Raw genomic sequence first — 25,267 nt, forward strand, 5'->3', positions numbered from 1 at the left:
CTCATCACCCCCGGACACTCACATGAATCAGCACCTGAACCACTTCATCCAAGGCGCGCCGTGCGAAGCCAGCGACAGTGGTCGCATCCCGCTCATCAACCCCGTGACCGAACAGATCTACGGCAGCTGCGCCAGCGGCACCGTCGACGACGTGGCCCGCGCCGTGGCTGCGGCACGCGCCCAGCTTGAAGGCGGTGATTGGAGCCGGCTTGACGGCGCCCAGCGCGGTCGGCTGCTGTCGAAACTGGCGGACCTGGTGGAACGTGACAGCCAATTGCTGGCCGACATGGACGCCGACGCCATCGGCCGTTCGCCACTCGAACCACGCCGGATGGACCTGCCCAACGCCATCGCCAACCTGCGCGCCGCCGCCGGCTGGGCCAACCAGTTGGAGGGCCGCACCATTCCCACCGGCGGCTACTTCGGCAGCAAGACCCTCTCGTACACCGTGCGCGAACCGGTGGGCGTGGTCGGCGCCATCGTGCCGTGGAACTCACCGCTGATGATCACGGTGTGGAAGCTCGCCGCCTTGCTGGCGGCGGGCTGCACGGTGGTGGTCAAACCCTCGGAAGAGACCCCGCAGTCGGCCCTGCACCTGGCGGTGCTGGCGCAGCAAGCGGGCTTTCCGGACGGGGTGATCAACGTGGTCACCGGCTACGGCGCGCAAGTGGGCCGCGCCTTATGCGAGCACCCACACGTCGCCAAGATCAGCTTCACTGGCAGCCCCGAGGCCGGGCGCGAGATCCAGCGCACCGCCGGTGTGCTGTTCAAGCGAGTGGCGCTGGAGCTGGGCGGCAAGAGCCCGCAGATCGTGTTCGACGACGCGCCATTCGATGACGCGCTGTTCGGCTGCACCCTGGGCCTGTTCGTCAACCAGGGGCAGATCTGCGCCTCCGGTTCGCGCATCCTGGTGCAGCGCAGCCTGGCCGAACGCTTCGCTGCCGCGCTGGCCGATGCCGCGCGCGCGGTCAAGGTGGGTGACCCACGCGAACCCGAGGTGCAGATGGGGCCGGTGGCCAAGAAAGCGCAGTTCGACCGCGTCAACCGCTACATTCAGTTGGGCATCGATCAAGGCGCGACGCTGTTGGCCGGCGGGGTCTCCCCTCCTGGGCAAGGCTGGTTCGTGCGACCGACGATCTTCGCCGACGCGCGCAACGACATGGCCATCGCCCAGGACGAAATCTTCGGGCCCGTCGGTACGGTGATCACGTTCGACAGCGAAGAAGAGGCCGTGGCACTGGCCAACGACTCCGCCTACGGCCTGGCGGCCACGGTCTGGACCACCGACCTGGCGCGCGCGCACCGCGTGGCCGCGCAGGTCAAGGCCGGCGCCATCGGCGTCAACTGCTGGAGCCCGCTGGACGCCAACCTGCCATGGGGCGGCGTCAAGGCCAGTGGTCTTGGTCGTGAAGGCGGGTTGAGCGGCGCGCTGGCCTATACCGAGGAAAAAGTCATTACCGTGCTGCTGCCCGACTGACCCTATACCGCCCCAGCCACTCTGCGGCCCTGTGCCCGCGGGGTGGCCACCCAACCGTGCATTCCTCACGCCGTTGAGGATCAATGGAGAGCCCACGATGAACCCAATAGATCAACCGACAATAGATCGGTATCCGACCTCCCTGCGCGCATTGCACTGGGTACGTGCCGTGCTCGTCCTGGGCCTGCTCTGGGCAGGCTGGCACATGACCGGCCTGAATGATGAAGTGGCGAGCAAATACGAGTTCTATTACCCCTGGCACAAGTCCTTCGGCGTGCTCACGTTTTTGCTGATACTCACCCAGATCGTCCTGCGCTGGCGGGCGCCGAGCATTCCCCAACCACTGGAAACACTGGCCCCGTACGAACGGGTGTTGTCCAGGCTCACACAACGTGTGATGTATGCGCTGTTGGTGATCGTGCCGCTGATGGGCTACTCCATGTCGAGTACATACACCATGAGTGACGGGGTGTTCTTTTTCGGCGTGAACCTGCCGGAGCTGCTGGCCAAGAACGACGATTGGTTTGTCGTCTTCCAATGGCTGCACAAAGTGCTCGCCTACACCCTGCTAGGGCTGATCACGCTGCATGTGGTGGGCGCCCTCAAGCACCGCTTTTACGACCCAGACCCTCGCAACGATGTGCTGCGCCGCATGCTCTGATCGGCACGCCTATTGCGTTCGCGAACTCGAGGGAGCCGGACGCAAGCATGCCGGTGTACCGCTTTGAATCGCCGGCATTGGCACCCGCACGTCTTGATCATCGACGCGCATCAAGCGACTCAGCTGAGCGCTGCATCGATTACCGCGCACGTCCAAGGTGACTTCGTATTCAGCGTAGGCTTGTGGGGTTAAATCGAGTTGCAGACCGCACGACCAGTTGTATCCGTCGGTGCTGAGAAAGATATAACCCGGGATGCGCGGCCTGACCTTGATTTCCAGAAAGCCTCGGGCTTTGGCCGGTGGCGCAATGATCATGTCTGCACGGCGTGGGGTGTCAGGCACGTATAGGGTGTTGAGCTCGCCCGTCGCACCCTCGCAGCGCTGGTCGTCAAGGTAATAGAGTTTTGCGTTAGAGGTATTGGCAACGAATCGCAGTTTCGCCGCGTCGGGCTCTACGGCGTCAACGTAGGTGTTCCTGGCTGCACACCCAGCCAGCAATGTGGAAAACAACGCGGCGACGCCAATGGCGGCGGTGAGCCGAAGCGAAAAAAACGGCATGGGTTTCATCCTTGAGGCGCTAAAGCGAACGCGTGATGCTACGGAAGGGCATTAGCGCTGTCCACTTAAGCTATCAAGGCCGCAGGCGCAGGCATTGCAGCAAAGGACTACAAACCAAACGGAAACGGCCGACTGGAACGCGTACAAAAAAAGACTTCTTACTAAACGCCCACCACCCCAACAGGTGGGCCGATAACAATAAAAAGAGGTCTGTGCCATGAACGTATCCACGAGTCCCGTGCGCGTCGCCGTTGTGCAATTCGATCCGCAAGTCGGTACGCAAAACCGCCCCGCCAACCTGAACACCAGCCTGAGCCTGGCCCTGGAAGCGGTGAATAACGGCGCCAATCTGATTGTGCTGCCGGAGCTGGCCAATACCGGTTACCTGTCCTCGTTGCTGGGGGTGCTGGTGTGGCGTCAGCAATGGCGCAAACGGGGCTGGTACCCGACCTATGTGCCCTTGGTGTCGGTGGTACCTGCGGTGGTATTGGCCTATGGCGGCAGCATGACGGTGATTGTGAGCAGTGCGCTGCTGGGGGCGCTGGTTGCTCCGCCGCTGGCGTGCTCGATTGCCGGACGGCTGCCGAGTTATCTGCATCCGTATATTGGGAATGTACTGTCGATGGCGATCAGCACGGTGTTGATCGTGCCAACCATCGGCTATTGGCTCGCCCAGTGACCCGCTGACGGGCTCGCCCATTTTCACCTCCGCCGGTCGCGTGCGCTGCCCTGTTTGAGTGGCAGCGCATCCAGGCCGGTATCACCGGCTCATTTACCCCCCGTCACATCCAGGAACGTCCCGGTGACGAATGACGCCTCGGCGCCGGCCAGCCATAAAATGGCCTGTGCCACTTCCTCCGGTTGGCCACCCCGCCCCATGGGGATCGAGTCCTTGACGCGATCGACCCGCCCCGGCTCGCCGCCGCTGGCATGCATGTCGGTATAGATGTGCCCAGGGCGAACACCGTTGACGCGTATCCCCTCCCGGGCCACCTCCTTGGCCAAGCCTATGGTAAATGTCTCCAAGGCGCCCTTTGATGCCGCATAGTCGATGTATTCATTGGGGCTGCCGAGGCGCGCCGAGGCCGAAGACACATTGATCACCACGCCGCCCGGGCCGTTGTGGCGGTAAGACATGCGCTTCACCGCCTGCTGGGCACAGAGTATCGGCCCAATGGAGTTGACCGCGAATATGCGCTGCATCCGCTCGAAGCCCAGGTCCTCCAGGCGTGACTGCTTCTCCAGCATCCCGGCGTTGTTGACCAGTACGTCGATGCGCCCGAACGAGCGGTCGATGGCGGCAAACAAATCGGCCACCTGTCGAGGGTCCGCACTGTCGGCGCGGACGGCCAATGCCCTGCGCCCCATTGCTTCGACCTGCGCCGCCACCGCCAACGCCGCCGGCTCGTTGGCAACATAGCTGATCGCCACGTCATAGCCCTTTGCGGCGGCCAGCCGGGCGGTCGCCGCCCCCACTCCGCGCCCTCCCCCGGTGATAAGCATCAGCGGAGCCTGCAAGACGTTAACCATGGAAAATCCCCCAGAGCAGTGGGCTGCATCAGCCGATGATGATGGCGCCGCTGACGATCACGACGCACGCCAGGATCCGGCGAACGGTGAGCGTCTCGCCGAGAAACAGGTAACCGATCAGTAGCGCAAACAGCACGCTGGTTTCGCGCAATGCCGATACCGCGCCCAACGGCGCCTCGTTCATGGCGTAGATCACCACGCCATAGGCGAGCAGCGAGACCAGCCCGCCGACCACGGCGGTCACGGTGCCGGGCCGTACGGAAAACAGGCTGCGGGCGTCGCGCAGGCCGATGTACACCAATGGCATCAGCACGCCCCACAACGCGCACATCCACACCGTGTACGCCAGCGGCGCGCCGGAAAGCCTGGCCCCCATGCCATCGACGACGCTGTAGGCCGCGATAAAGCAGCCCGTGCCCAGCGCATACGGCAAACTGGGCACCGACAGGCTGCGCCCCCTGAAGGCCAGCGAAATAATCCCGCCTGACACCAGGGCAATCCCGAGCAACTGGCCGGGAGCGATGCTTTCCCCGGCAAAGGCCGCCGCCCCCAGAGTGACCAGCACTGGCGAGGACCCACGCGAAATCGGATAGACCTGCCCCAAATCGCCGACCCGGTAACTGCGCACCAGGAACAGGTTGTAGCCCACATGCAACAACCCCGAAAGCAGCGCATAGCCCCAGCTTTCAGGCGCGGGGGCGCCATGAATGCGGCGGCGACCACACAGGCAATGGCGATGGCGATGCACATCACCGTCATCGACCAAAGCCGATCGGCACCGCCGCGCAGCAACGCATTCCAGCTGGCATGCAGGAGCGCGGCAAACAGAACGAGGACAACGAGATGGATAGGCATGCGCCATCTTAGGCAACCCAGCCCCCGGACAACAGAGAAGTCTCCTCATCGCAGCATGAATAGATGCTCATGCATCATTCATCCGCCCGCCGCACTTTCAGCGCCTCGCCGATCAACCATTGGCGAAAGCTGACCACGTGCGGCTGCGACTCCAGGCCCTTGGGGCACACAAAATAGTAGGCAAGCGGCGATGGGAACGGCACATCGAACAGTCGCACCAGACGGCCATCGCTGATTTCGTTCTCGACATGCCCGCTGCGCACCAACGCGACGCCCTGGCCGAGCAAGGCGGCCTCGACCGTCATGTTGGTATCGCCGAACCTGACGCTCTCCTTGAGCGGCGAAAACACCAGCCCGACCGCTTGAAACCACACCTCCCATTTCGGCACCAGCTCGGCGCCATCCCGGGTCAGCAGCGGAAACTGCAACAGTTCGGCGGGGCTGCAGGGTGTGCCGAGGCGCTGCAGCAGTTCGGGACTGGCCACGGGAAATACCTGCTCGCCGAACAGAAACTGCGCATGCAGGCCAGGGTAATTGCCCTTGCCGAGCCGGATCGCGACATCTGCCTGGGCATCGGAGAAGTGGATGATTTTGTCGGTGGTGTCCAGCGAGACCAACAGTTCGGGGTGTTGGCGAGAGAGACTCGGCAAGCGAGGCAGCAGCCATTTCAAGGCGAACGAATAGGTGGTGCTGACGCTCAGCCGCACCCGGCCTTTTTGCTCGCGCAGGTCAGCCAACGTCGCTTCCAGGCTCATGAAAAACTCGCGCACGATAGGCGCCAGCGTGGCCCCCGCTGCCGTGAGGCGTAACGCCTTGCCCCGTTCAAACAACTGCAACCCCCACAGCGCCTCAAGGTGCTTGAGCTGGTGGCTGACCGCGCTCTGGGTCACATGCAGCTCCTGGGCGGCAGCCGTAAAGGTCGGGTGCCGGGTGGCGACTTCAAAGGCGCGCAGTGTCGCGGTCGGCGGCAGGTCTTTCATGGGTAGGGCATCCGGCGAGTGGTAAGGGCAATTGCACACATGAGCATTGGCTCATAGTAGAGCAGATCCGTCACCTATCGCCGTTGGCGAGAGACGCGCACCGCCGGCAGGCACCGGTTTGTTTTAGGGGACACGGGGATGAGCAGCGTTGGCGTATTGCTCCAGCAGCCAGGCCAAGTCCTGGTAACAGATCGCCAAATCAGGCGCCCCAAGCCTTCTCATCGACCTTGCTGTGCGGCGCGCCTGCGCGGCGCTGATCGCCGGGTCGTAAGCATATCGAGCCATCCGCCGAGCGCCGGTTTGCGCGCATTGGGCCACCGGCGATCCAGGGGCAATGCCGCTCGCTTCACGCTGTAGCCGGCTCAATTGCTTACTCAGTTGCAGCGACAGGTAGCCCGCCTGGTCATCGTGCTGGTGATCGGCGCCCAGCACTGTTGTGAGCGCGACGATCCGGTGGTGTTGTGTGGCTTGCCATCTAGAGTGATCGACAGCACCCGCCTGGCGAAGTAGCCGACGGGTGTCCTGATGGAGCGAACGCCTCAATGCCTGAATATGTTTAGCCGGGTCCTTGGGCAATATCTGGAACGCCAACAGGCAGATAAGCATGGCCGCGAACCAGGCCAGCGACTGGTTCGCGAAACCGGCGAAATCATAGAGGGCGGTATCACCGGTACTCACCAAGGTGTTAAACCCGATCAGGTAGGCAACGCCTTGCAGGGCGCTGCGTGGTTGGCTCGTCGCGTGAATCCCGAACGACCAGAACATCGCCAATAGCAAAAATAACAGCGGGAACCCGTTGATCTGCGGCATCAGCAGGAACTTGCACAGCGCTGCCGCCAAAACCGCATAGAGCGTGCCGCGTATAAAGCTGGCAATGCCTTGGGCGGGTGCGGGCGCCGTTGCCAACAGCGTGCAGCACGGGCCAAGGACCGCCAGCAGTGTGGGCCCTTGATCCCAGCCGCTGATATACCAGACCCCACCGGCGGCCAGCGTGGCGAGCAGCGCCCGGATGCCGTTTCGCGCCGCATCGGCGTAGTTGCGGTGATAGCCCACGGCGCGCACCCGCTGTGGGCGCGCGTGATCGAGGCTGGAGAAATTCAGCAGGGCCTCGCTCAGGTCCGTCAATTGCTCGTACAGGCGTTCACCGGGCAAGCGTGAATCAGGGTTTGAGTCAGCCAGAGCCTGCGCCAAGCCACGCAGTTGTCCCACCGTATCGGCCGCGGCCAGAAAGTCGCAGCGGGGGTCGAGCATCCGCTCACTCAACTGTTGTAGCGCGGTGCTTATTTGAGCCCGCGACGTGAGGTCGATGCCGGGGTATGGGTCGCCCGCCTGCACGTCGAGCACAGCGGAGCGCAGATGCGCCAGGCCTGCCTGAATCGCCAACTGCCGGGAGCGAATCAGCGACGACTCGCCCCGTGCGAGCCCCAGTTGGTCGTCCACCTTGCCAATCTGCATCGCGAGCGGGCGACCTTGCTTTGCCCGTTCCGCAGGCTGCTCGCCAGACAGTCTCGCGGCAATCAGCCGGGCACTGCGGGCACAGACGTCGACCAGCGAGCGTCGAACTGCATGCTCCATCGTTTTGGCGCTGAACAGCGTGACGACCAGGCTCAGGCTCAGCACCCCTAACGCCACCGCCGTGCCACGGGTGATGATGTGGTCGAACCCCTGCTCAGGCGCGACGATGGCCGGGCCCAACGCCAGGCACACCGTATAGCCCGCCACCACGGCCGCCGTGGCCTGGTAATGGCGCAAGACGGTCATTGCCCCCACACACAGGCCCAGCCACAGGCCGATGCCGAGGATGAACAACAACATCTGTTGCGCGAACAACCCTGTCAGCAGCAAGGCCGCGACCAGGCCGATCAGGGTGCCGAGCATCCGGTGGACGCCCTTGCCACGAACCGCCCCCTGGATCGGCTGTACCAGCAGCAGCACGGTGGATGCGCCCGAGAACGGCGAGTCCAGATGCAGCTGGAAGCCGAGCCACAGCGCCAGACCCGCCGCCACGATACTGCGCAGCACGTAAAAAAAGGTGGCGGGCGTCCAGGGCCGGGGGATCGCCGCGAAAAGGCGTGTCGCCATACGCGTCATCACATGAAGGCCTGTAACCATTGCGTGAGCCGCCAGCGCGGCGCGGCGTTGGGCTGTGTCACTTCGACACTGGCGGTCATGCCGGCCGCCAACTCAACGCCGTCCGGTACGTTGTCCAACTCGATGCGCACGGGTACACGCTGTGCCAACCGAATCCAACTGAAGGTAGGGCTCACCGTGGGCAAACCGCTGTCGTTGCGCAGTTCATTGGCGTCGGCGATCCCCCGGCCCATGCTTGCCACATGCCCTTGCAACAGTGCGGCAAACCCCATGAGCTTGATTGACACCGGCGCGCCGATGCGCACGCCCGGCAGCTTGGTCTCCTCAAAATATCCGGTGACCCAGAAACTATGGCCATCGACCACGAACAGGTTGGTAGTGCCGGCCTGCGCATAGTCACCAGGCTGCAGCCGCAGTTGAGTGACGTAGCCGTCTACCGGCGAACGCACCGTCGTGTGGTCCAGGTCGAGCTGCGCCTGGGCTAACTGGCTTGCCGCAGCGTCCAGGCGCGCCTGGGCCACCGCCAAGTCACGCGCCGCATTGTCAATTTCTTCCCGGGCGATGGCGTCGGCCAACTGGGCTCGGCGCTTGAATTGCGCACTGCGCTGCTCGAACACACTGCGCGCCTCTGCGAACTCCGCCGTGCGCAACTGCACCGCCAGCCGATAGGCGCGCGCATCGATGCGATAGAGTAAATCGCCCTTTGCCACCCATTGGTTGTCACTGGCCGACAACCGATCGATCTGGCCGGAAACCTGCGGCGCAATACGGATAACCTGCGCGCTCACCCGCCCGTCCCGCGTCCAGGGCGCCAACACATACGCCCGCCAGAGTTGCAGGCAGAACACCACAGCCAGCAAGCCAAGCGCCAGCGTGGCGGCAGGTTTGAGAATTTTGACGATAACCATGGCCGACCTCGCTCAGCAGTTGACGACCATCGCCGACACGACGATGAGTGAAATAAAAAAACGCGCCAGCGCCGGGTGCCACGCCGCGTCCAGCCAGCGACGGCTCAGGCGGTCGATAAGCGTGTAGACCAGCACCGATACGCCCAGGTAGATCAACAAGGGCGGAAAATAGAGGTTGGCAATGGAGATTTCGCTGAGCATGGCAAGCACCGGATTCGCAGGCTTCTGACATTCGCCCGCATCCAGAAGGGGCTTGCCGGGGATGCTAAGTGATTAGCATCGCTGCCGATATTGAGTAGACTGCCAAAATATAATCAAATCCAGACACGCTTCGATTGCACGCCATGGCCCAGATCCAGCCCTTACCCACCGATCAGCTCGAGTACGACAACCTTGCGCAACCTGCCGTAGCGCTGATGCTCGAAACCCAGCGCAACGACAGTGAGTCCGCCGTACATACGCACCGCAAGGGGCAACTGGTAGTCGCCTATGGCGGCGGCATTGTGTGTACGGGAGAAGATGGCGTGTGGATGGTTCCGTCAGGGTTCGGCGTGTGGATACCGGGGGGCGTTGCTCATAGCAACCGTGTCACGGCCAACGGCCAAGTCTGTTTTTTGTTCGTGGAACCCGGCGCCGCGTCACTGCCGGATCGCTGCCGTACGCTGGCGCTGTCACCGCTGCTACTGGAGCTCATCCGCCACTTGAGCGGCCAGGCCCAGGACTACCCGCCCCACTCTCGCACCGCACGCTTGGCCAGCGTGTTGCTCGAAGAACTTGAACTGGCCCCCACTGAACAGCTCTACCTGCCGTTGCCCGCCTCTACCCCGCTGCGCACCATCGCCCGGGCGCTGGCGCAAGCCCCCTCCGACCGCGCCACCATGGCGAGTTGGGCACAGCAAGTGGCCATGAGTGAACGTTCACTGGCCCGCCTGGTAAAAAGCGAGACCGGCCTGACCTTCGGCCAATGGCGCAAGCAATGGCAGATCATTGTCGCGTTGCAAAGCCTGGCCGAGGGGCTGTCGGTGCAGAGCACCGCTGAAACGCTGGGCTACGAGTCTGTCAGCTCGTTCATCAGCATGTTTAGAAAGACACTGGGCACGTCGCCGGCGCGTTATGTGCGCAATACCCGGCTACGGCAGTGAGCCGGTGTGCATCGATACCGCGGCCACTTTGCAGTCGCCGGGCTTCAGAGGTCAGCTACATTGCATTAAGATGCGCCAGCCAACGCTATTCAGAACCGCGGATTTCAGCCGATATCAAAAGCAATCGGAATTCCTGACCCCGCTGGGGGCTTTCGCAGGTTTGGCACACAAAAGAACTGCAGCGGATGCAAACATATAATTAATAAGGGACACCATGCTGTCGGAAAAACACAACACACTGTTCATTCACATACCCAAGTGCGGCGGAACATCAGTCGAGTCGGCCATCTGGGAAGAACATGAGAAGACTGAAGAAAACCTTTGGATGGGATTTCTTGATCAGTACCACAACAAGTTCCAGACCGGAGGTTTGCAACACCTGAAAGCGATGCAAATCAGGCAGCAGATTGGCCGCGAAAAATTCGACAATCTATTCAAATTCTCAATCGTCCGAAATCCATTCGCTCGAAGTGTTTCGCAATATCTATACATGTCCTCCAGGGCTGACTTGCGAGACTACATAGGCATGGAGGCAGGCGATAGTTTCTTGACGTACCTGCATAAAATCCAAAGAAGAAGCCACGTCCAATGGCAGCAGCAGGTTTCGTTCCTGTATGACTATAAAGGCAACCTTCTGGTTGACCTGGTTATTCCCTTGGAGCAAATAAGTGGTCTTCCCGAGCTCTTGAGAGAAAACACATCAATTAATATAGAGCGCGTCCCGAAGACAAATACCTATACGAAAACGTATGACTACCAAGATTACCTTTGCAATGAATCCGTGGCGCTAATCTCCGATCTGTACCTGGAAGATTTCGAAGCGTTCGGCTATTCCATTACGCCTTGATTTATCAACATAAGTAATACGGCTCTTTACCACTCTATCAAGACACTGTGTACACCTCGAGCGACGCATTGAAGGTAGCAAAACACTTTACGATAGCGTCGGCGGGTCTGGGCGTAGCTTACTCACGACGGAGCACCTTCGTTTAGGTCTCCTATTACGAGAACATAGGGCATTGTGCGCTCTGTATGTGTGACCAATTCTGAAGCACTACCCGCATGCGTTTGTGCTTCACGCTAAGTTAAGATCCGTCAATGCTGCTTATTTCAATGTATGTCGCACAAGACAGCGGGGTTGTGAGCGTTTCGCAAGCGCGGGCTTAAGTACACCGACAGATAGCAACGTCTGTGTTTCTCTTGGGGGCATTTCGTTCAGGCTAGCGTGATGGCTACGGCAGCCCGACGCCCCCAAGCGCGATCAGTTAGCACATCTGTACTGCCAGGTGTTGCCTTGGCAAGACAGGCATGGAATGTTGCAAGCAAATACTGTAGATTTCGGCCCTTCTCGAAAAATTGTTCTTTCAAAAATCGAAGGCGCTTGGGGATATGAGTCATCGGAAGACAGCTACAGCGAGGCTTAATCGTTGGCGGTACAGAGTGTCGATGGTTATAGTTTGTGCAGTTTTTATCGTTAGTTTTATCCCTACGCTGCTGGCGATCTTGCCGTCGCTTACAGAGGGCAATCGGGTCACTTCGACAGTTAGTAGTAATTATCTCAATAAATTTTCGGACTGGTATTCAGCTAAAGTTGAGCCTGTCCAAGAGCTGAGAAAACTGCAGACTTTTCCTAGTACTTGGGTGGGCGGCCCCGTTGACCTTGACAAAAACTACGCGAATTTTGAGAAGTGGTTTTCTGACAACTTAGGTCTGCGTAATCTAATGATTCGGGGAAAGAACGAACTGGACTACCAGCTTTTTCGATCATCGTCCAGGGTGTACTTCGGAAAGGATAATGAAATCTACGGAAGAAACCTCGTTGATCGGCGAATTCCAGCAATGGAAGCAATGTTAAGAACCCAGGCGAATAGAGACATCATTCATCGAGGTATTGTATATTTTTCCGATGAAATGAAAGCGCAAGGGGTTACAGTGATAGTCGTAATGCCGATGCAGAAGCCCTATTTCTATAGTGCAAGGCTTCCTTTTTTTGCTCCGGAGCTCCCAGAAAAAACTAATTTTATGGCGCTGTATAAGGATCTTAGCGTCGACTCCCAGCTGCACATGGTAGATGTCTACGGAATCCTTAACTCGATCAAGGATGATTACCAAATATTCTACACGCAAGATTTTCACTGGACTGAGGCAGCTGCGCTCTCAGTGTCTAAAGACGTGGTCAATCGAATCGCTGCGCTTGAAGGCACCCCTAACCGATGGAATCACGACATAAAGATAGAAGAGAAACCGTACGTCGGCTCTGATGCCAGGTTTTCTGCTCGTCTAGACTCTTCGCGCACGGCTACAGAACCATTTATCGTCCCCGACTGGCCCGTAACTCATCAAAAAATACAGCTCAATCCGAAGGTTACAGGCTTTGAATTTGAGACTGATGATTTAAGTGACAAGGGGCTGCTGCCAGCCACCTGCATGTATGGGAATAGCTTTAGTGATGGGATGGTCCAGTCAGGCATTTCTGAATACTTTCAGAGATTTACCAAAATTGATCGAGAGCGACCACTCTCGGACATCCCTAAACTGGTGAGTGGCAAGTGCAAGTATTTGATTGTCCAGATATTGGATATATCTACTGGGCACTGGATGTCGTTTAAAAAATAGCGTCTGTGCCCATACAAGAAATCACAAAAGAGCCTTTGCATTATGGTCTTCTCATCCCCGGCATTTCTGTTTATCTTTTTCCCTTTGTTTTACGGGATATATTTCCTAGCGCCCAAGTCGCTTAGGAATGGCTTTGTATTGATTGCTAGTTTCGCGTTTTATGCGCTTGGCGCAGGAGCTTTAACGCTAGTAGCGCTGCTATTGTTACTGATTAACTGGATTATCGCAGGTGTAATATCTCGATTGCTTGAGCGCAGCGAAAAAGCCGCACTTGCAAAGATTGTATTCATCATTTCCATCATTACGAATCTTGCGCCCCTCATATTTTTTAAATATCTATTGTTCTTCGCACAGATGGTCAGCGATGTAACCGGCATGCCTGCGCAGTCTGTAGTGGGTGGATGGGAGATTGCACTACCGCTTGGGATATCTTTTTACACGTTTCACTTTATTTCTTATCTGACCGATGTTTATCGTCGTCAAATTTTGCCCGAGAGAAGCCTTCAGAAATTCGCAATTTATATATTTCTGTTCCCTCACCTTATCGCTGGCCCCGTGGTTAGATTTTCTGAGGTCAAGCAACAACTGGATGTGAAACGTCGAGTATTGGTTAGCCGTGATATTTTCTGGGGAATGGTTATTTTCGTAATCGGCCTTGCGAAAAAAATCCTGATAGCCGATCCATTGGGCTCTGTTGTCGATGCTGTGCATGTACCGGGGCATGTGCTTACTACCTATTCAGCATGGCTGGGCGCAGTCTGCTATTCCTTTCAAATTTACTTCGACTTTTCCGGTTACACAGACATGGCCATAGGCATGGCGCGGATGATGGGGTTCAGGTTTCCTCGAAACTTCAATCGACCTTACGCGGCCCAAAGCATCACCGAGTTCTGGCAGCGCTGGCATATGACGCTGTCACGGTGGTTTCGCGACTATGTATATATTCCACTTGGTGGAAACCGTACTACTTCATTCAAGATATACCGTAACTTGTTCGTTGTGTTTGGCCTGTGTGCGCTTTGGCATGGTGCCGCTTATACGTTTCTAATATGGGGTTTCGGGCATGGGTGCCTGATAGCGCTGGAACGTGCAGGCGTATTGAAAATTCACAAGTGGAGAATGGCAAGTTTTCCTGTGTTTGTTTTCGCTACCCTGCTGTGGGTACCGTTCCGAGCGGAAAACGTGTCTCAGATGAATTCATTCTGGCGAGCAATGACAGGCCTGGATTCCACTATCCCCTTTTGGACGGCGGCCGACATGGGCCTGGCCGATATCAAGGTGATCTTCCTGCTTGCGCTTGCTTTTCTGATTTGTCTTGTTGGCGACAAACTGTTCTATCGCTTGAGAAGGCGAAGCTTCAAGATGCCTGTCACTGTGGGAGCCTACGTATTCGTGCTGTATGTGCTCTCTTGCATTTCAGTGGTTGAGCGCGGCTTCAATCCGTTTATCTACTTCAAGTTCTGACTTGGTCTGGCCGCGAGGGAGGGCGGCATGATGCCGGCTCCATCCTGCATTGCATACGGCAACTGCTCCAGTACGTCCCGCAGTGACATATAGGCTCTTGGCCGTTGAGCTGCTTGGCGGTCTCAAACAGGCCTAGTTCCGAACGCATGCCTGCTCTTGTTGAGGAAGACGAAAAATACAAGCTATCACCGCCACCTTAATGCCCAACTCGGCCAGCGCGGCGAGGCCATCGACGGACTTTTCAGAAGTCCGCAGGCCTGAGATAGAGATAGATTTTTTCGACGTTTGCGTGGGGACGCATCTGATTTACTGGCCCAGGAGGGAAGCAGGAACACAGCATCCGGTTGCAGCCAAGTGCGTTGAACGCGGGTTCGTGAAGCGGATACGCGTATCCTGCATGCGTTCAGCTCCTTCCCTTTATTGATTACGACGTGTCTGCGATACTCTGGACAACTCGCCCAAAACCAGCCGCTGACAGAGAGGTGAGCCCCATGTGCGTTGGTTCACTGATGTATTAAGGAACCCTTGCGCCAAGCGCACCCTGTGATAGCACCACTGTCAAGCGGATCTGCATCCGCAGGAATTCAATGCAACGAAGTCTAATTCAGTTCGCTCGCTACCTGCTCGTAGGGGGCCTAACTTATGGCGCAGACCTTAGCGTATTCCTTCTGCTATTTAATATTTTCGGTATGGACTTACTCCTTGCCAATATGATCAGCAAGGTTTTAGCCGGGCTATTCTCGTTCGCGGCACACCGAGCCTTCACTTTTGGCGTGATCGACGCCAAGGGCCGGACGAGGCAAGCGGTACGTTATTTCACGCTCCTGGCGCTGAACATTCCAATTTCAGCCTTGATTCTGTCTGCCATGCTATGGATCACATCGCTGGAAGTCGTCGCCAAAATTCTGTCCGACGTACTTCTTGTGCTCATTAGTTATGCACAATCGAAATTTATAGTTTTCAAAAGGAACGAAATTTCTCATGAGTGACTTATTGGATGATGGCATTCATATTGTCAGGCGTAACAGCTATAGCAATGATCTGATTGCGCAATGGACTCGTTTATTCCAGAGATGCTTCGGAGGCTCCGAGGACAATGCGACCCGCGTGTTTCAGAAGTACTTGCTCAACGACTCGAGAATTTGTTATTCGGTCAAAGAAGGCACCATGGTGGCTGCGTACTGTGGGTTACGACTAAGCCACGAAGACGGCGCCGTTTTTCTTTCGACAGACACGATGTCCGACGGCACCCAAAAAGGGTCGTCGGTGATTCTTGGGAAACGGCTGTATAAATCCTTCGTTGAGGAAGGTATTGATATCGTTTGTGGCTACCCTAATAAGAACATCAGAAGAATACGCGAGAAAGGCCTGGGTTGGACGCTGAATGGAAACTTGTACTTGTACATGGGCATTCCCTTTCTTTGGCGTTTTTTCAAAAAACCGATGAACCAGAATGCTTTATGGAAACTGGCAAGACCCGCCGGTGGTTGGTTCACTAGAAAAAAACCACCCTTGGTCAATCTGCTCGGCAGTGATGGGTTGTACTCCTCCAATCCCGGACTTGTCATTACCTTGTCTGCCTACCGGCCTGGCGTCTTTTTTATCAAAGTTCCAGGTTTTCTTTTCGAACCGAGAAGTTTTGGCTACAAATGCCTTACCGAGCAGACAGAAAAAAACAATGCCTTCTTGGAAAAAATCAAGTACCTCAATATCGACACCATTGATATACCTTGATAGCGGGTACCGACATGAAGCCAAGTTCTATATTTTTGATGGCCCACCAGGACGACGAGTTCGGGGTATTCCATCAAATCGAGCACGAGTTGAAAGCTGGCCGTTGGGTCCGTTGTGTATATGTCACCGATGGGGCTGCCACTGCTGATTCCGACCGTCGAGATCTGGAATCGCGAGCCGTCCTCCAAAAATTAGGGGTTGCAACAACCGACATCCTTTTTGTTGGCCGACAATTGTCAATTGGTGATGGTCAGTTACATCAACATGTTGGCGTATTTGCGGACTGGCTGGATGGTTTCTTTAATGATCATTCAACGCTTCAGTCGTGTTTTGTGCCTGCCTGGGAAGGCGGTCACCCTGATCATGATTTGTTGCACGCTATTGCGGTGGAGTTACTGACGACTCGTGCGACCTCGGTCACCGTCAGGCAGTACTCCCTTTACAATGCTCGAAATTGCAAGGGGCCATTCTTCCGCGTCTTATCACCACTTCCAGAAAATGGGCCCGTTGAACAACAACCTATTGCCTGGAGAGATCGGCTTCGATACATAAGGCTTTGCCTGTCATACCCTTCTCAATGGAAAACTTGGCTGGGCTTATTTCCATTCGTGGGCGGGCATTATCTGTGTCATGGCGTCCAGCGCTTACAAGATGTCAATCGCCAGCGACTGGACCAACCTCCGCACCAGCAACCTCTTTATTACGAACGACGCGGCTTTCTCGATTGGCCTACGATGCAAAAAGCTATTGCTGAGTTGCAGCAAAAATTGTCGGGTTTGAACCCACCGTAAGTGATCGCCCCATTGAGCCGGGGGGTCGAATCCACCCTCTCGGCAGCGGGCATTCGCCTTCAATGGGCCTCATTGCCGGCACCGCATGCCTGCATCAGCAAAAGCACAAAATGTCGCACTTTGCTTTACTGCTTCAAAAAAAAGCGTAGATTGCTTTTTACATGCAGAGAAAGCAGGTCAATTTAGAAATGGCACATTTTGCGACACCCGCTGACGCCGCGTTGCTCGGCTTGGACAGTGAAGACGTCTGGGATACCGAGCGGGCCTTTGCGCACCTCAAGGCGTTGGGCGAGGCGGATACCAAGCGCACCGCAGAACGACGCCTTCACACGCTGGGCCTGCTTCCTAACGAACTGTCAGAGCACGACCTGCGGGACGAACTGGATCGCCCTGCGAACCAACTCATTCTGCATTGGGCTCTCGAACAGGCGCGCAAACGGCGCGACCGTGTGCTCTTTGCCCAACTCTACCCTCTGCCCAGCGGCAAGCCGGCACTGCATGCCAACGATGCCAGGGGCGCACGCTTCTGGGTACCGCTCGCCAGCGCCGAAGATGAAGTCATTCAAAAAGCCTTGGGCGCACTTCAGCAGCACCTGGGCAAACCCATTGCGCTCTTTGCGCATGGTCAGTTGGTCGGCGTAACACGTTCAATGCATCCGAACGCCAACATCCATTTCTGCCCACAAACCTTCAAACCCGTGCTCCCCGCGCACTTGCACCTCCCCAGCCCTCACGCCGAGGTGCAGCGTTTTGCGCACCTCAAACGCCTGGAAGCCGAAAGCATCCACGTTATTCGCGAGGCTGTCGCAGAGGCGCAAAACCCGGCCATGCTGTACTCCATCGGCAAAGACAGCGGCGTCCTGCTGCATTTGGCGCGCAAGGCTTTCCTTCCTTCTGCGCCGCCCTTCCCTTTGCTGCACATCGACACGCGCTGGAAATTCCAGGAGATGTACCTGTTTCGCGATTTCATGGCGCGCGAAACCGGTATGGAGATGCTGGTGCACACCAACGCGCAGGCGATCGAGAAGAACATCAACCCCTTCGACCACGGCTCGGCCCTGCATACCGATATCTGGAAGACAGAGGGCCTCAAACAAGCGCTGGACCATTACAAATTCGATGTGGTTTTTGGTGGTGCCCGTCGCGATGAAGAAAAGTCCCGCGCCAAGGAGCGGTTTTTTTCCTTCCGCAGCGCCACTCACTGCTGGGACCCGAAGAATCAGCGCCCGGAGCTCTGGAACCTGTACAACACCCGTAAAAAACAGGGTGAGAGTATCCGGGTTTTCCCGCTTTCCAACTGGACCGAACTCGACATCTGGCAATACATCTACCAGGAAAAAATCCCGGTTGTACCGCTCTATTTTGCACAGCCTCGGCCAGTGGTGGTGCGGCCCGAAATGACCATGATGGTAGACGATGACCGGTGTCGGCTGTTACCGGGCGAGGACATTCAGATCAAGAAAGTGCGCTTTCGAACGCTGGGCTGCTACCCCCTCACCGGCGCGATAGAGTCTGATGCGCAAACCCTGGAAGACATCCTGCTGGAAGTTGCCAACACCCGACAGTCCGAGCGCCAGGGCCGCGTGATTGATGCCGACAGCGCCGGCTCCATGGAGAAGAAAAAAAGGAGGGATACTTTTGATGCCCACACATTCGACTTCAATACTCATCGTCGGCGGGGGATTCAGTGGCACGCTCACTGCGATTCATCTATTGCACGCCACCGCCGGTCAAAGCCTCTCGATCACGCTGGTCAACCCCGCATCGGCACTGGGTCGTGGCCTTGCCTATCGCAGCAACGACGACAATCAGATTCTGAATGTGCCTGCCGGCAATATGAGCGCGTTTGCCGAGACACCCTCGCACTTCGTCGAGTTCTGCCAGGGCATTGACCCGTCGATCAACCCAGGCAGCTTTGTATCGCGCCGCCTCTACGGACGCTACCTGGAGCAATGCCTGCACACAGCGGTTTCAGCACACCCCGAGCGCTTTCATGCGGTGGAGGGGGAAGTCGACGAGGTTCACGCGCTCCCGGTCAAAGACGGGTTCACGGTCAATCTCGCGTCAGGACACTGCTTTATTGCCGCGCATGTGGTCCTGGCCATGGGGCATCAGTTGCCACGCTTCCCACTGGCACTGGACGAGAAGACGCGTGCTTTCGTGATAGACGCCTGGGACTTCGACAGCATGAACCGGCTTGCGCCCGACGCATCCGTTCTGATTATCGGAACCGGCCACACCGCAGTGGACGCGCTCTTTCATCTGACGCAGCAAGCTCAACCGCGCATGATCACGATGCTTTCACGGCATGGGCTTTTGCCTCAACCTCATCAACTGAACCCCAACCCGCCCCCCGTTGGCCAGTACCCGGAATACCTGGGTGAGGCGCCATTGCGTATGCGCACGCTGCTGCGCCGACTGCGGCAAGAGGTCGCGCGCCACGCCGACTCAGGGGGGACTGGCGTGATGTACTCAACCAGCTTCGCCCCCACACGCCACGGCTCTGGCAAGCACTATCGCTGGTCGAACGGCGGCGGTTCCTACGCCATGCGGTGGCCTTCTGGGACGTGCATCGCCATCGCCTGGCGCCGCAGGCCGCCGACCGCCTGAACGCTCTGCTCCAGACACAGAAGGTGCAGGTGCTGCCGGCACGACTATTGGCCATGCACGTTTGCGCCGCTGGTGAGCTGAGCATTGAACTCAGGCCACGGGGCCAACACGCCGCGCAAACACTTGCGGTGACAGCGATCGTCAATTGCACCGGCCCGAGTATGGCGATTGGCCCGAGATCGCAGCGCTTGTTTCAACAACTGGTCGCAGACCAACTGCTAACCCCTTCCCCTTGCGGCTTGGGCCTCCAGATCAATGACCGATATCAACTCATCGGTGCGCAGGGGCATGCAGTAAAGGGGTTGTGGTACGTGGGCCCGATGCTCAAGGCGCGCCACTGGGAAGCCATCGCCGTACCTGAATTGCGCGTACACGCACAGCAGCTTGCACGGGAACTGGCCAAGCAATTGGCTGCATGTTCCGCGCTGCCTGCTCAACCCGAGTCAGTCTGAATATGCCTACTATCAAATCGCGCCTGCGCAAGCCTCAACCCGCGCCACACACACTGAGCCTGGCTGACCTCTTCGAGCAGCAGCGCCATCAAGACTTGCTGCGCTTCATTACCTGCGGCAACGTGGACGACGGCAAGAGTACGCTGATTGGCCGCCTGCTCTGGGAATCCCGGCACGTCTTCGACGACCAGCTACGTGACCTGCAGATCGACTCCAAACGCCATGGTACGCAGGGCAATGAGCTGGACTTCGCACTCCTCGTCGACGGGCTGACTGCCGAGCGTGAACAAGGTATTACCATCGATGTGGCCTATCGCTTTTTCTCGACGCCTCGGCGCAAGTTCATCGTCGCCGACACCCCGGGGCATGAGCAGTACACCCGTAACATGGTCACAGGCGCCTCAACCGCCGATGTTGCGGTGTTGTTGGTCGATGCTCAACGAGGCGTGCTCACCCAGACTCGACGGCATGCCTACCTGGCGTCGCTGCTAGGTATCCGCCACATCATTTTGGCCATTAACAAGATGGATCTCGTGGCTTACGACCGGCAGGTCTTTGACACAATCCGGGCGACCTTCCAAACGGTGGCCGAATCACTGGGCTTTCAAACCCTGACGGCCATTCCGTTATCGGCGCTCAAGGGCGACAACATCACCACTCGGTCAGCCAACACGCCCTGGTACACGGGCCCAACCTTGATCAGCCACCTGGAAACCATCGAGGCCCCGCGCTCCAGCGGCGATAAAACGGTGTTTCCAGTGCAATGGGTCAACCGCCCCAATGCCGATTTCCGGGGCTTCAGCGGCACACTTGCATCCGGTGAACTGGCCCTGGGTGACCAGGTACGCATTACCGCCTCAGGGCAAACCGCAAAAATCGCGCGGCTTTTAACCGTTGATGGCGACCAGCCCAAAGCCAGTGCTGGGGATGCGATAACGCTGGTGCTGGATCAGGACGTGGACGTCTCTCGTGGGGATGTGATCGCGCGGGCAGATCAGCCGTTGGAAATGACGGATCAATTCGAAGCCACGCTGGTATGGATGGCCGACGAAGCAGGGCTGATCAGCCGGACTTATGATCTGAAGCTCGCCACCCAGTGGGCCGCTGCCAGCATCACCACCTTGAAGTTCCGGGTGAATGTAAACACTCAAGCACACGAAGCGTGCCGACAACTCAGGCTCAATGACATTGTCGTGGCGAACCTGGCCCTCAGTAAGCCGCTGGTATTTGCGCCCTATGCACAATCGCAGACGCTGGGTGGCTTCATCCTGGTCGACCCTTTTACCCAAGCCACCGTGGCCGCCGGCATGATCCGGCACAACCTGCGCCGGGCCCAGAATGTACATCGCCAAGCGTTGAGCATCAGCCGTATAGACCGCGAGCGGCTCAACGGGCATACCGCGAAAGTTATCTGGTTTACCGGCCTTTCCGGCTCCGGTAAGTCAGCCCTTGCCAACGCGCTGGAAAAAGAACTCCACGCTCAAGGCAAGCGCACCTACATATTGGATGGTGACAACGTTCGCCAAGGCCTGAACAAGGACTTGGGGTTTACCGACGCTGATCGGGTAGAGAACATTCGTAGAGTGGCCGAAGTCGCCAAACTGATGATGGATGCCGGCCTGATCGTAATGACAGCCTTCATCAGCCCCTTCAGGGCCGAGCGCGAGATGGCGCGGCAATTGATCGGAGAGGACAACTTCATCGAGGTGTTTGTGGACACGCCACTGGACATCTGTGAGCGACGTGACCCCAAGGGGCTCTACAAAAAAGCGCGAAGCGGTCTGTTGCCGAACATGACGGGTATCAACAGCCCCTACGAAGCGCCCGAACAGCCAGCCCTCAAGCTTGACACGTCGGATCTGGACATCGAGATGACGGTCAAACACTTAATGGCACTGCTGCTCAATAATCGATGAAGCCAACCTGCCGGCCAGGCGCCGGGCAATCAGTTCCAGGGCGGGCACGTCTTCCGACTGCCCGACCTGACTTGCCCCCTGCCCTGCAAATCGCAAGGCAGCTTATACGCGCGGCCCCACATTATTGACGCCGGGTCTGCGAATACTCCGGTGAAGGGGGCGCACGGGAACCGAAGCTACGTCGTAACTGATAAACCCCAGCAGAAACTGTATGCCGGCGATAATCGGCAGCGCCGACATCATTACCGTTCCAGCCGGTGTGGGCACGCCCATCTGGGCGGAACTCACCCAATGGTAGCCACCGTACAAAAGCCCGAAACCCAGAAAGAGCAGGCCCAGCGGCAACTCCAGGGAAGCGACAGACATGTCTCGCAGGTAATAGCTGTAAAAGATTCGCTTGTTGAAGTTGCGCACGTGCTTGACCAGAAACTCGCCGACAATCTTGGAGATTTTCAGATTGCTGACTTCGTCGACATACTTGGCATTCATCGGCACATCCACCACCACCGCGCGGATGGTGTTCAGCCGAAACAGCATGTCCGTTTCGAAAAAGTAACGATGGCTTATTTTTTTGAAAGGCAAGTGCCTGGCCACTGTCACATGAATAGCGGTATAGCCATTGGTGGGATCGAACAGATCCCAATAACCTGACGACAGCTTGGTCATGAACGACAACATTGCATTGCCGAACAAGCGCATACGTGGCATTGCCCGAATTTCTTCCAAATCGAAAAAACGATTGCCCTTGGTGTAATCGGCTTCACCGGCGAGGATCGGCGCAATGAAATCAGGGATCAGGCTCGGGTCCATCTGACCATCACCATCGACCTTCACAATGATTTCCATATTCTCGTCAATGGCGGCTCGATAGCCCGTCATCACCGCACCACCAACGCCCTGATTCTCGGAATGTCGTAGAACAGTCACCCGTTCATCGGTGCAGTTGGCCTCGATGAAATCACCCGAACCATCAGGGCAGCAATCGTCGATAGCATAGATACGCACCACTTCAGGACCGATTCCGCCAATCACGCCAAGAATATGGTTCTTGACCTTATAGCAAGGAATCACCACGGCTACTTTGGGTGGAGAACTATTCGTCATGGTCATAATTTTTCCGTTTGCAAGTACGAGACTGACCGTTAGCCAAGCGTGCGGGCAGCGTGCTCCGCAAGGTGCATCCGCCCTTGCACATCATTGGGTGACTTCATACATTTCCACACCCCACAACTCCGCCATTCGCGGGAAATGCTGTTGGATGTAGGGGCCAAGCGCCGCACGTACTTCTGGCGTCGTACAGCCATCCATAACGATGTGGCTTACTTGGTTTTCCGCCAGGTAACGTGCGAATTGCGCAGTATCGAGCAACTGTGATTGCCGGCTCGCCCAGCTGTAGTTGTGCCACGTCGTGTAAATGGTTCGACCTTTGAAATAGGCGCCATAAGGGCAACCCAGCAGCAATACCGTGGGGGTTTTGCGCAGCGAAGCAGCGAGGATATTGCCCATGTATTGGTGGGCGTTGAGCATTTCTTCGGCGTAATTTGCCGATGTCACTCCACGATAAGGGCTCGGCGATAGCATGTTCATCGCTGGAATATGCATCATCCCGTTAACAAAGCGGCTCGCCGGCAACCCGAACAGATTCGCGGCAAACAGGCAACCGAGGATGATCATCCACAATACGTTTTGTGGCCGCTTGATAACGATATGCAGGTAGTAGGCGATGCTCATCGCCAGCAGGGCCATACCCGGTAAAAAGTAACGCAGATACTGGATCTGGGCACCAACCGCAACCAGGTAGATCACCCCGATACCCAATGGCACCAACGCCAGCAGGTTGCGCCGGCACACCGCAACCAAACTTCCCGCACAGGCCAACAAAAACAAGATTATCAGCCCCATGGAACCATCACTGGATTCCTCGTAGCGGGACGATTCAAAGGTCATTTTCCAGGGCAAGTCCCAGCTGAGGTGACCAGCCCAACGACCATCCAGGAAGTTGATAGGATCCCAGTAGGGTGATTTGAACACGCCGTTAAAGAACGGAAAGAGTGGGTTGCCGGTCTTCAGCCACGCCACCACGTAAAAAAACAGTGCCAGCGCCAATGCAGCCAAAAGGATCAGCGACAAACGAAGCCGATCGGTGGTCTTGCCGATCTCGCGCCAATTGACCACCAGCACCGCCAGGATCACTGGCGCCAGCAGCAAGCCGAACGTCTTGGTCGCACTGGCGCCTGCCGCGCACAGAGCCGCCAACAACGCCAACTCGATGGATTTGTGACGCAGCGAAGACGTTAACAGGACCGCCGATGCGAGGATGAAACCACACAGGGTCACCTCGATGAACAACCCCGAAACCTCACGCACGAACATCGGCACAAAGGCCAACACCGCCGCCATGGCCACGCCGGTGGGGCGCAAACGGAAACCGCCGCCCGTAGCGACGAGCGCCAGCATGACGAGAAATTGCAGTACAAGCTCAACCTTGACCGCCTCGACGTTCCCGGCAATGAACATTGCGCTGAAATTAAGCTGAGGCGCGAGTGGCATGACCGCAAATACGTACTCACGGACGTCGTAACCCCACATGCCCTTACTTTGCATCTCACGGGCGATGCGCATATGCATCGTCATCGCGTCCCCGTCAAACCCGGGATGCACGGACGCCACAATTAACAGCATGATGGACAGAAGCAGGAAGAACCGCGGAACTTTCCAGCCCCCCACCGCTCTCAATTGCCTTGGACGAGAAACGAGAAGCTCGCGCAGCACACGCACGACCTCGCCACGCCCAATCGGAGAAAGCAGCAACAGCGCGCCCATCAGCGCGCCTTCCATGAAACGTGTATTGATCGGGAAAAAACTGAGTGCGGCGAGGATGAGCAAAAACATCGCTTTTCCCACCCAGAATGCCAGCGCTATACGCGCCAGGTCCGAGCGGGCAAGCTGCGCGCGTGCCTTCAGCCCAATAAGCTGATACCCCAACGCGGCGGCAACGAAGCTTGCGGCCAATGCCCATAACGTTGCGACCGGCCCCGCCATCAGGACAAACGCTGCAAGTACCGCCACTACGCCATTGACCGGATGAGGCCGAAAGGTAGCGACAAATGCAACGAGGGTGAGCACCACTACGATGGTTGCGGCGTTGCGTACCTCATAGATATTGCCCCAAAGCGCGGTCAGAGCGCTCGCAGGCTTACCGGTAAGGAACACGATGAGAACTACGCACATTAAACAGGCCAGCAGGACCTGGAGCCCCAGCGGAAAAGTCCCGTTTGCGCGCCACCAGGGAGCCTTGGCACTCAGCTTATTTCGGATAGAACTCACGTACTCGCATTCCTTTATATTCACGGGACATTGGGTAACGTCCACGCCAAAGCATCCATTGACGATATCGGCTGACAGGACGGTACCGCGCACCCACTTCTGCGACCCTTGCCGCTTGGGATAAACCGGGCGCCGACCAGATCATTCAACGGTTC

General features: G+C 57.5%; 20 protein-coding genes and 3 pseudogenes. 14 read left to right on the forward strand and 9 right to left on the reverse strand.

The annotated features are described in order from the left end of the window. Nucleotides 1-22 precede the first annotated feature (22 nt). Nucleotides 23-1,477: an aldehyde dehydrogenase family protein gene (locus tag AB4O23_RS21950; RefSeq protein WP_460060547.1), complete on the forward strand. Its 1,455-nt coding sequence runs from the start codon at nt 23-25 to the stop codon at nt 1,475-1,477. 97 nt (nt 1,478-1,574) lie between these two features. Beyond that, nucleotides 1,575-2,138: a cytochrome b gene (locus AB4O23_RS21955; protein WP_026067199.1), complete on the forward strand. Its 564-nt coding sequence runs from the start codon at nt 1,575-1,577 to the stop codon at nt 2,136-2,138. 9 nt (nt 2,139-2,147) lie between these two features. Here the strand turns inward: AB4O23_RS21955 and AB4O23_RS21960 are convergent, their stop codons facing one another. Then, a complete protein-coding gene (locus tag AB4O23_RS21960; RefSeq protein WP_065878607.1) occupies nt 2,148-2,696 on the reverse strand; it encodes a hypothetical protein in 549 nt (182 codons plus the stop codon). A 217-nt stretch (nt 2,697-2,913) separates the two neighbouring features. On the opposite strand from AB4O23_RS21960, the pseudogene AB4O23_RS21965 reads away from it, so the two are divergent. Next, nucleotides 2,914-3,090, forward strand: a pseudogene (locus AB4O23_RS21965) (nitrilase-related carbon-nitrogen hydrolase); the annotation flags it as partial. Nucleotides 3,091-3,464: 374 nt separating this feature from the next. Here AB4O23_RS21965 and AB4O23_RS21970 read toward each other — a convergent pair. The 6 genes and pseudogenes from AB4O23_RS21970 to AB4O23_RS21995 form a co-directional block, all read right to left on the reverse strand. Next, nucleotides 3,465-4,226, reverse strand: coding sequence for an SDR family oxidoreductase (locus tag AB4O23_RS21970; protein ID WP_065878611.1), 762 nt, complete (start codon nt 4,224-4,226; stop codon nt 3,465-3,467). A gap of 28 nt (nt 4,227-4,254) precedes the next feature. Then, nucleotides 4,255-5,081 (reverse strand): annotated as a pseudogene (locus AB4O23_RS21975) (EamA family transporter). A 74-nt stretch (nt 5,082-5,155) separates the two neighbouring features. Further along, nucleotides 5,156-6,061, reverse strand: coding sequence for a transcriptional regulator GcvA (gene gcvA / locus AB4O23_RS21980; protein ID WP_017526961.1), 906 nt, complete (start codon nt 6,059-6,061; stop codon nt 5,156-5,158). Nucleotides 6,062-6,184: 123 nt separating this feature from the next. Then, a complete protein-coding gene (locus tag AB4O23_RS21985; protein ID WP_065878613.1) occupies nt 6,185-8,152 on the reverse strand; it encodes an FUSC family protein in 1,968 nt (655 codons plus the stop codon). Next, entirely contained in the window at nt 8,152-9,060 is a 909-nt protein-coding gene (locus AB4O23_RS21990) for an efflux RND transporter periplasmic adaptor subunit (RefSeq protein ID WP_065878615.1), read from the reverse strand. Before AB4O23_RS21990 ends, AB4O23_RS21985 begins: the two co-directional genes overlap by 1 nt. A gap of 12 nt (nt 9,061-9,072) precedes the next feature. Continuing rightward, nucleotides 9,073-9,261: a DUF1656 domain-containing protein gene (locus AB4O23_RS21995; protein WP_065878617.1), complete on the reverse strand. Its 189-nt coding sequence runs from the start codon at nt 9,259-9,261 to the stop codon at nt 9,073-9,075. A gap of 143 nt (nt 9,262-9,404) precedes the next feature. On the opposite strand from AB4O23_RS21995, the gene AB4O23_RS22000 reads away from it, so the two are divergent. The 11 genes and pseudogenes from AB4O23_RS22000 (at nt 9,405) to cysN (ending at nt 21,785) form a co-directional block, all read left to right on the forward strand. Next, nucleotides 9,405-10,202 (forward strand): AraC family transcriptional regulator, encoded by a 798-nt coding sequence (locus AB4O23_RS22000; protein WP_017526957.1) that lies wholly within the window; start codon nt 9,405-9,407, stop codon nt 10,200-10,202. A gap of 214 nt (nt 10,203-10,416) precedes the next feature. Beyond that, nucleotides 10,417-11,049, forward strand: a complete 633-nt coding sequence (locus tag AB4O23_RS22005) for a sulfotransferase family 2 domain-containing protein (RefSeq protein ID WP_065878619.1) — start codon at nt 10,417-10,419, stop codon at nt 11,047-11,049. A gap of 599 nt (nt 11,050-11,648) precedes the next feature. Next, entirely contained in the window at nt 11,649-12,818 is a 1,170-nt protein-coding gene (locus AB4O23_RS22010; protein WP_065878621.1) for an alginate O-acetyltransferase AlgX-related protein, read from the forward strand. 42 nt (nt 12,819-12,860) lie between these two features. Then, complete coding sequence (locus tag AB4O23_RS22015) at nt 12,861-14,282, forward strand: MBOAT family O-acyltransferase (RefSeq protein ID WP_065878624.1); 1,422 nt, start codon at nt 12,861-12,863, stop codon at nt 14,280-14,282. A gap of 587 nt (nt 14,283-14,869) precedes the next feature. Beyond that, nucleotides 14,870-15,271 carry a GtrA family protein gene (locus AB4O23_RS22020; protein WP_017526953.1) on the forward strand — a complete coding sequence of 134 codons (402 nt, stop codon included), beginning with the start codon at nt 14,870-14,872 and terminating at the stop codon, nt 15,269-15,271. Further along, entirely contained in the window at nt 15,264-16,016 is a 753-nt protein-coding gene (locus tag AB4O23_RS22025) for a glycosyltransferase family A protein (protein WP_017526952.1), read from the forward strand. Before AB4O23_RS22020 ends, AB4O23_RS22025 begins: the two co-directional genes overlap by 8 nt. A gap of 14 nt (nt 16,017-16,030) precedes the next feature. Next, nucleotides 16,031-16,807, forward strand: coding sequence for a PIG-L deacetylase family protein (locus AB4O23_RS22030; protein WP_116079670.1), 777 nt, complete (start codon nt 16,031-16,033; stop codon nt 16,805-16,807). A gap of 650 nt (nt 16,808-17,457) precedes the next feature. Further along, nucleotides 17,458-18,384, forward strand: a pseudogene (gene cysD / locus AB4O23_RS22035) (sulfate adenylyltransferase subunit CysD); the annotation flags it as partial. A gap of 64 nt (nt 18,385-18,448) precedes the next feature. Then, on the forward strand, nt 18,449-19,417 hold the full coding sequence (locus AB4O23_RS22040) for an FAD/NAD(P)-binding protein (RefSeq protein WP_460138621.1): 969 nt from the start codon (nt 18,449-18,451) through the stop codon (nt 19,415-19,417). Next, on the forward strand, nt 19,375-19,869 hold the full coding sequence (locus AB4O23_RS22045) for a hypothetical protein (protein WP_460089652.1): 495 nt from the start codon (nt 19,375-19,377) through the stop codon (nt 19,867-19,869). The genes AB4O23_RS22040 and AB4O23_RS22045 overlap by 43 nt, the downstream gene beginning before the upstream one ends. A gap of 2 nt (nt 19,870-19,871) precedes the next feature. Further along, on the forward strand, nt 19,872-21,785 hold the full coding sequence (cysN, locus tag AB4O23_RS22050; RefSeq protein WP_017526948.1) for a sulfate adenylyltransferase subunit CysN: 1,914 nt from the start codon (nt 19,872-19,874) through the stop codon (nt 21,783-21,785). 102 nt (nt 21,786-21,887) lie between these two features. Here cysN and AB4O23_RS22055 read toward each other — a convergent pair whose 3' ends face one another. After that, nucleotides 21,888-22,895, reverse strand: coding sequence for a glycosyltransferase family 2 protein (locus AB4O23_RS22055; RefSeq protein ID WP_017526947.1), 1,008 nt, complete (start codon nt 22,893-22,895; stop codon nt 21,888-21,890). An 84-nt stretch (nt 22,896-22,979) separates the two neighbouring features. Further along, nucleotides 22,980-25,112, reverse strand: a complete 2,133-nt coding sequence (locus AB4O23_RS22060) for a hypothetical protein (protein WP_223496281.1) — start codon at nt 25,110-25,112, stop codon at nt 22,980-22,982. Nucleotides 25,113-25,267 lie beyond the last annotated feature (155 nt).

Source organism: Pseudomonas sp. H2_A10, assembly GCF_054680085.1.

Excerpts from the sequence above, each read along its gene's own strand:
- AB4O23_RS22015 (WP_065878624.1), top strand. The coding sequence starts at position 12,861 with ATGGTCTTCTCATCCCCGGCATTTCTGTTTATCTTTTTCCCTTTGTTT.
- gcvA (WP_017526961.1), bottom strand. The coding sequence starts at position 6,061 with ATGAAAGACCTGCCGCCGACCGCGACACTGCGCGCCTTTGAAGTCGCC.
- AB4O23_RS21970 (WP_065878611.1), bottom strand. The coding sequence starts at position 4,226 with ATGGTTAACGTCTTGCAGGCTCCGCTGATGCTTATCACCGGGGGAGGG.
- AB4O23_RS22030 (WP_116079670.1), top strand. The coding sequence starts at position 16,031 with ATGAAGCCAAGTTCTATATTTTTGATGGCCCACCAGGACGACGAGTTC.
- AB4O23_RS22040 (WP_460138621.1), top strand. The coding sequence starts at position 18,449 with ATGCCCACACATTCGACTTCAATACTCATCGTCGGCGGGGGATTCAGT.
- AB4O23_RS21990 (WP_065878615.1), bottom strand. The coding sequence starts at position 9,060 with ATGGTTATCGTCAAAATTCTCAAACCTGCCGCCACGCTGGCGCTTGGC.
- AB4O23_RS22005 (WP_065878619.1), top strand. The coding sequence starts at position 10,417 with ATGCTGTCGGAAAAACACAACACACTGTTCATTCACATACCCAAGTGC.
- cysN (WP_017526948.1), top strand. The coding sequence starts at position 19,872 with ATGCCTACTATCAAATCGCGCCTGCGCAAGCCTCAACCCGCGCCACAC.
- AB4O23_RS22000 (WP_017526957.1), top strand. The coding sequence starts at position 9,405 with ATGGCCCAGATCCAGCCCTTACCCACCGATCAGCTCGAGTACGACAAC.
- AB4O23_RS21950 (WP_460060547.1), top strand. The coding sequence starts at position 23 with ATGAATCAGCACCTGAACCACTTCATCCAAGGCGCGCCGTGCGAAGCC.
- AB4O23_RS21985 (WP_065878613.1), bottom strand. The coding sequence starts at position 8,152 with ATGACGCGTATGGCGACACGCCTTTTCGCGGCGATCCCCCGGCCCTGG.
- AB4O23_RS21960 (WP_065878607.1), bottom strand. The coding sequence starts at position 2,696 with ATGCCGTTTTTTTCGCTTCGGCTCACCGCCGCCATTGGCGTCGCCGCG.
- AB4O23_RS22020 (WP_017526953.1), top strand. The coding sequence starts at position 14,870 with ATGCAACGAAGTCTAATTCAGTTCGCTCGCTACCTGCTCGTAGGGGGC.
- AB4O23_RS22055 (WP_017526947.1), bottom strand. The coding sequence starts at position 22,895 with ATGACCATGACGAATAGTTCTCCACCCAAAGTAGCCGTGGTGATTCCT.
- AB4O23_RS21995 (WP_065878617.1), bottom strand. The coding sequence starts at position 9,261 with ATGCTCAGCGAAATCTCCATTGCCAACCTCTATTTTCCGCCCTTGTTG.
- AB4O23_RS22025 (WP_017526952.1), top strand. The coding sequence starts at position 15,264 with ATGAGTGACTTATTGGATGATGGCATTCATATTGTCAGGCGTAACAGC.
- AB4O23_RS22010 (WP_065878621.1), top strand. The coding sequence starts at position 11,649 with ATGGTTATAGTTTGTGCAGTTTTTATCGTTAGTTTTATCCCTACGCTG.
- AB4O23_RS21955 (WP_026067199.1), top strand. The coding sequence starts at position 1,575 with ATGAACCCAATAGATCAACCGACAATAGATCGGTATCCGACCTCCCTG.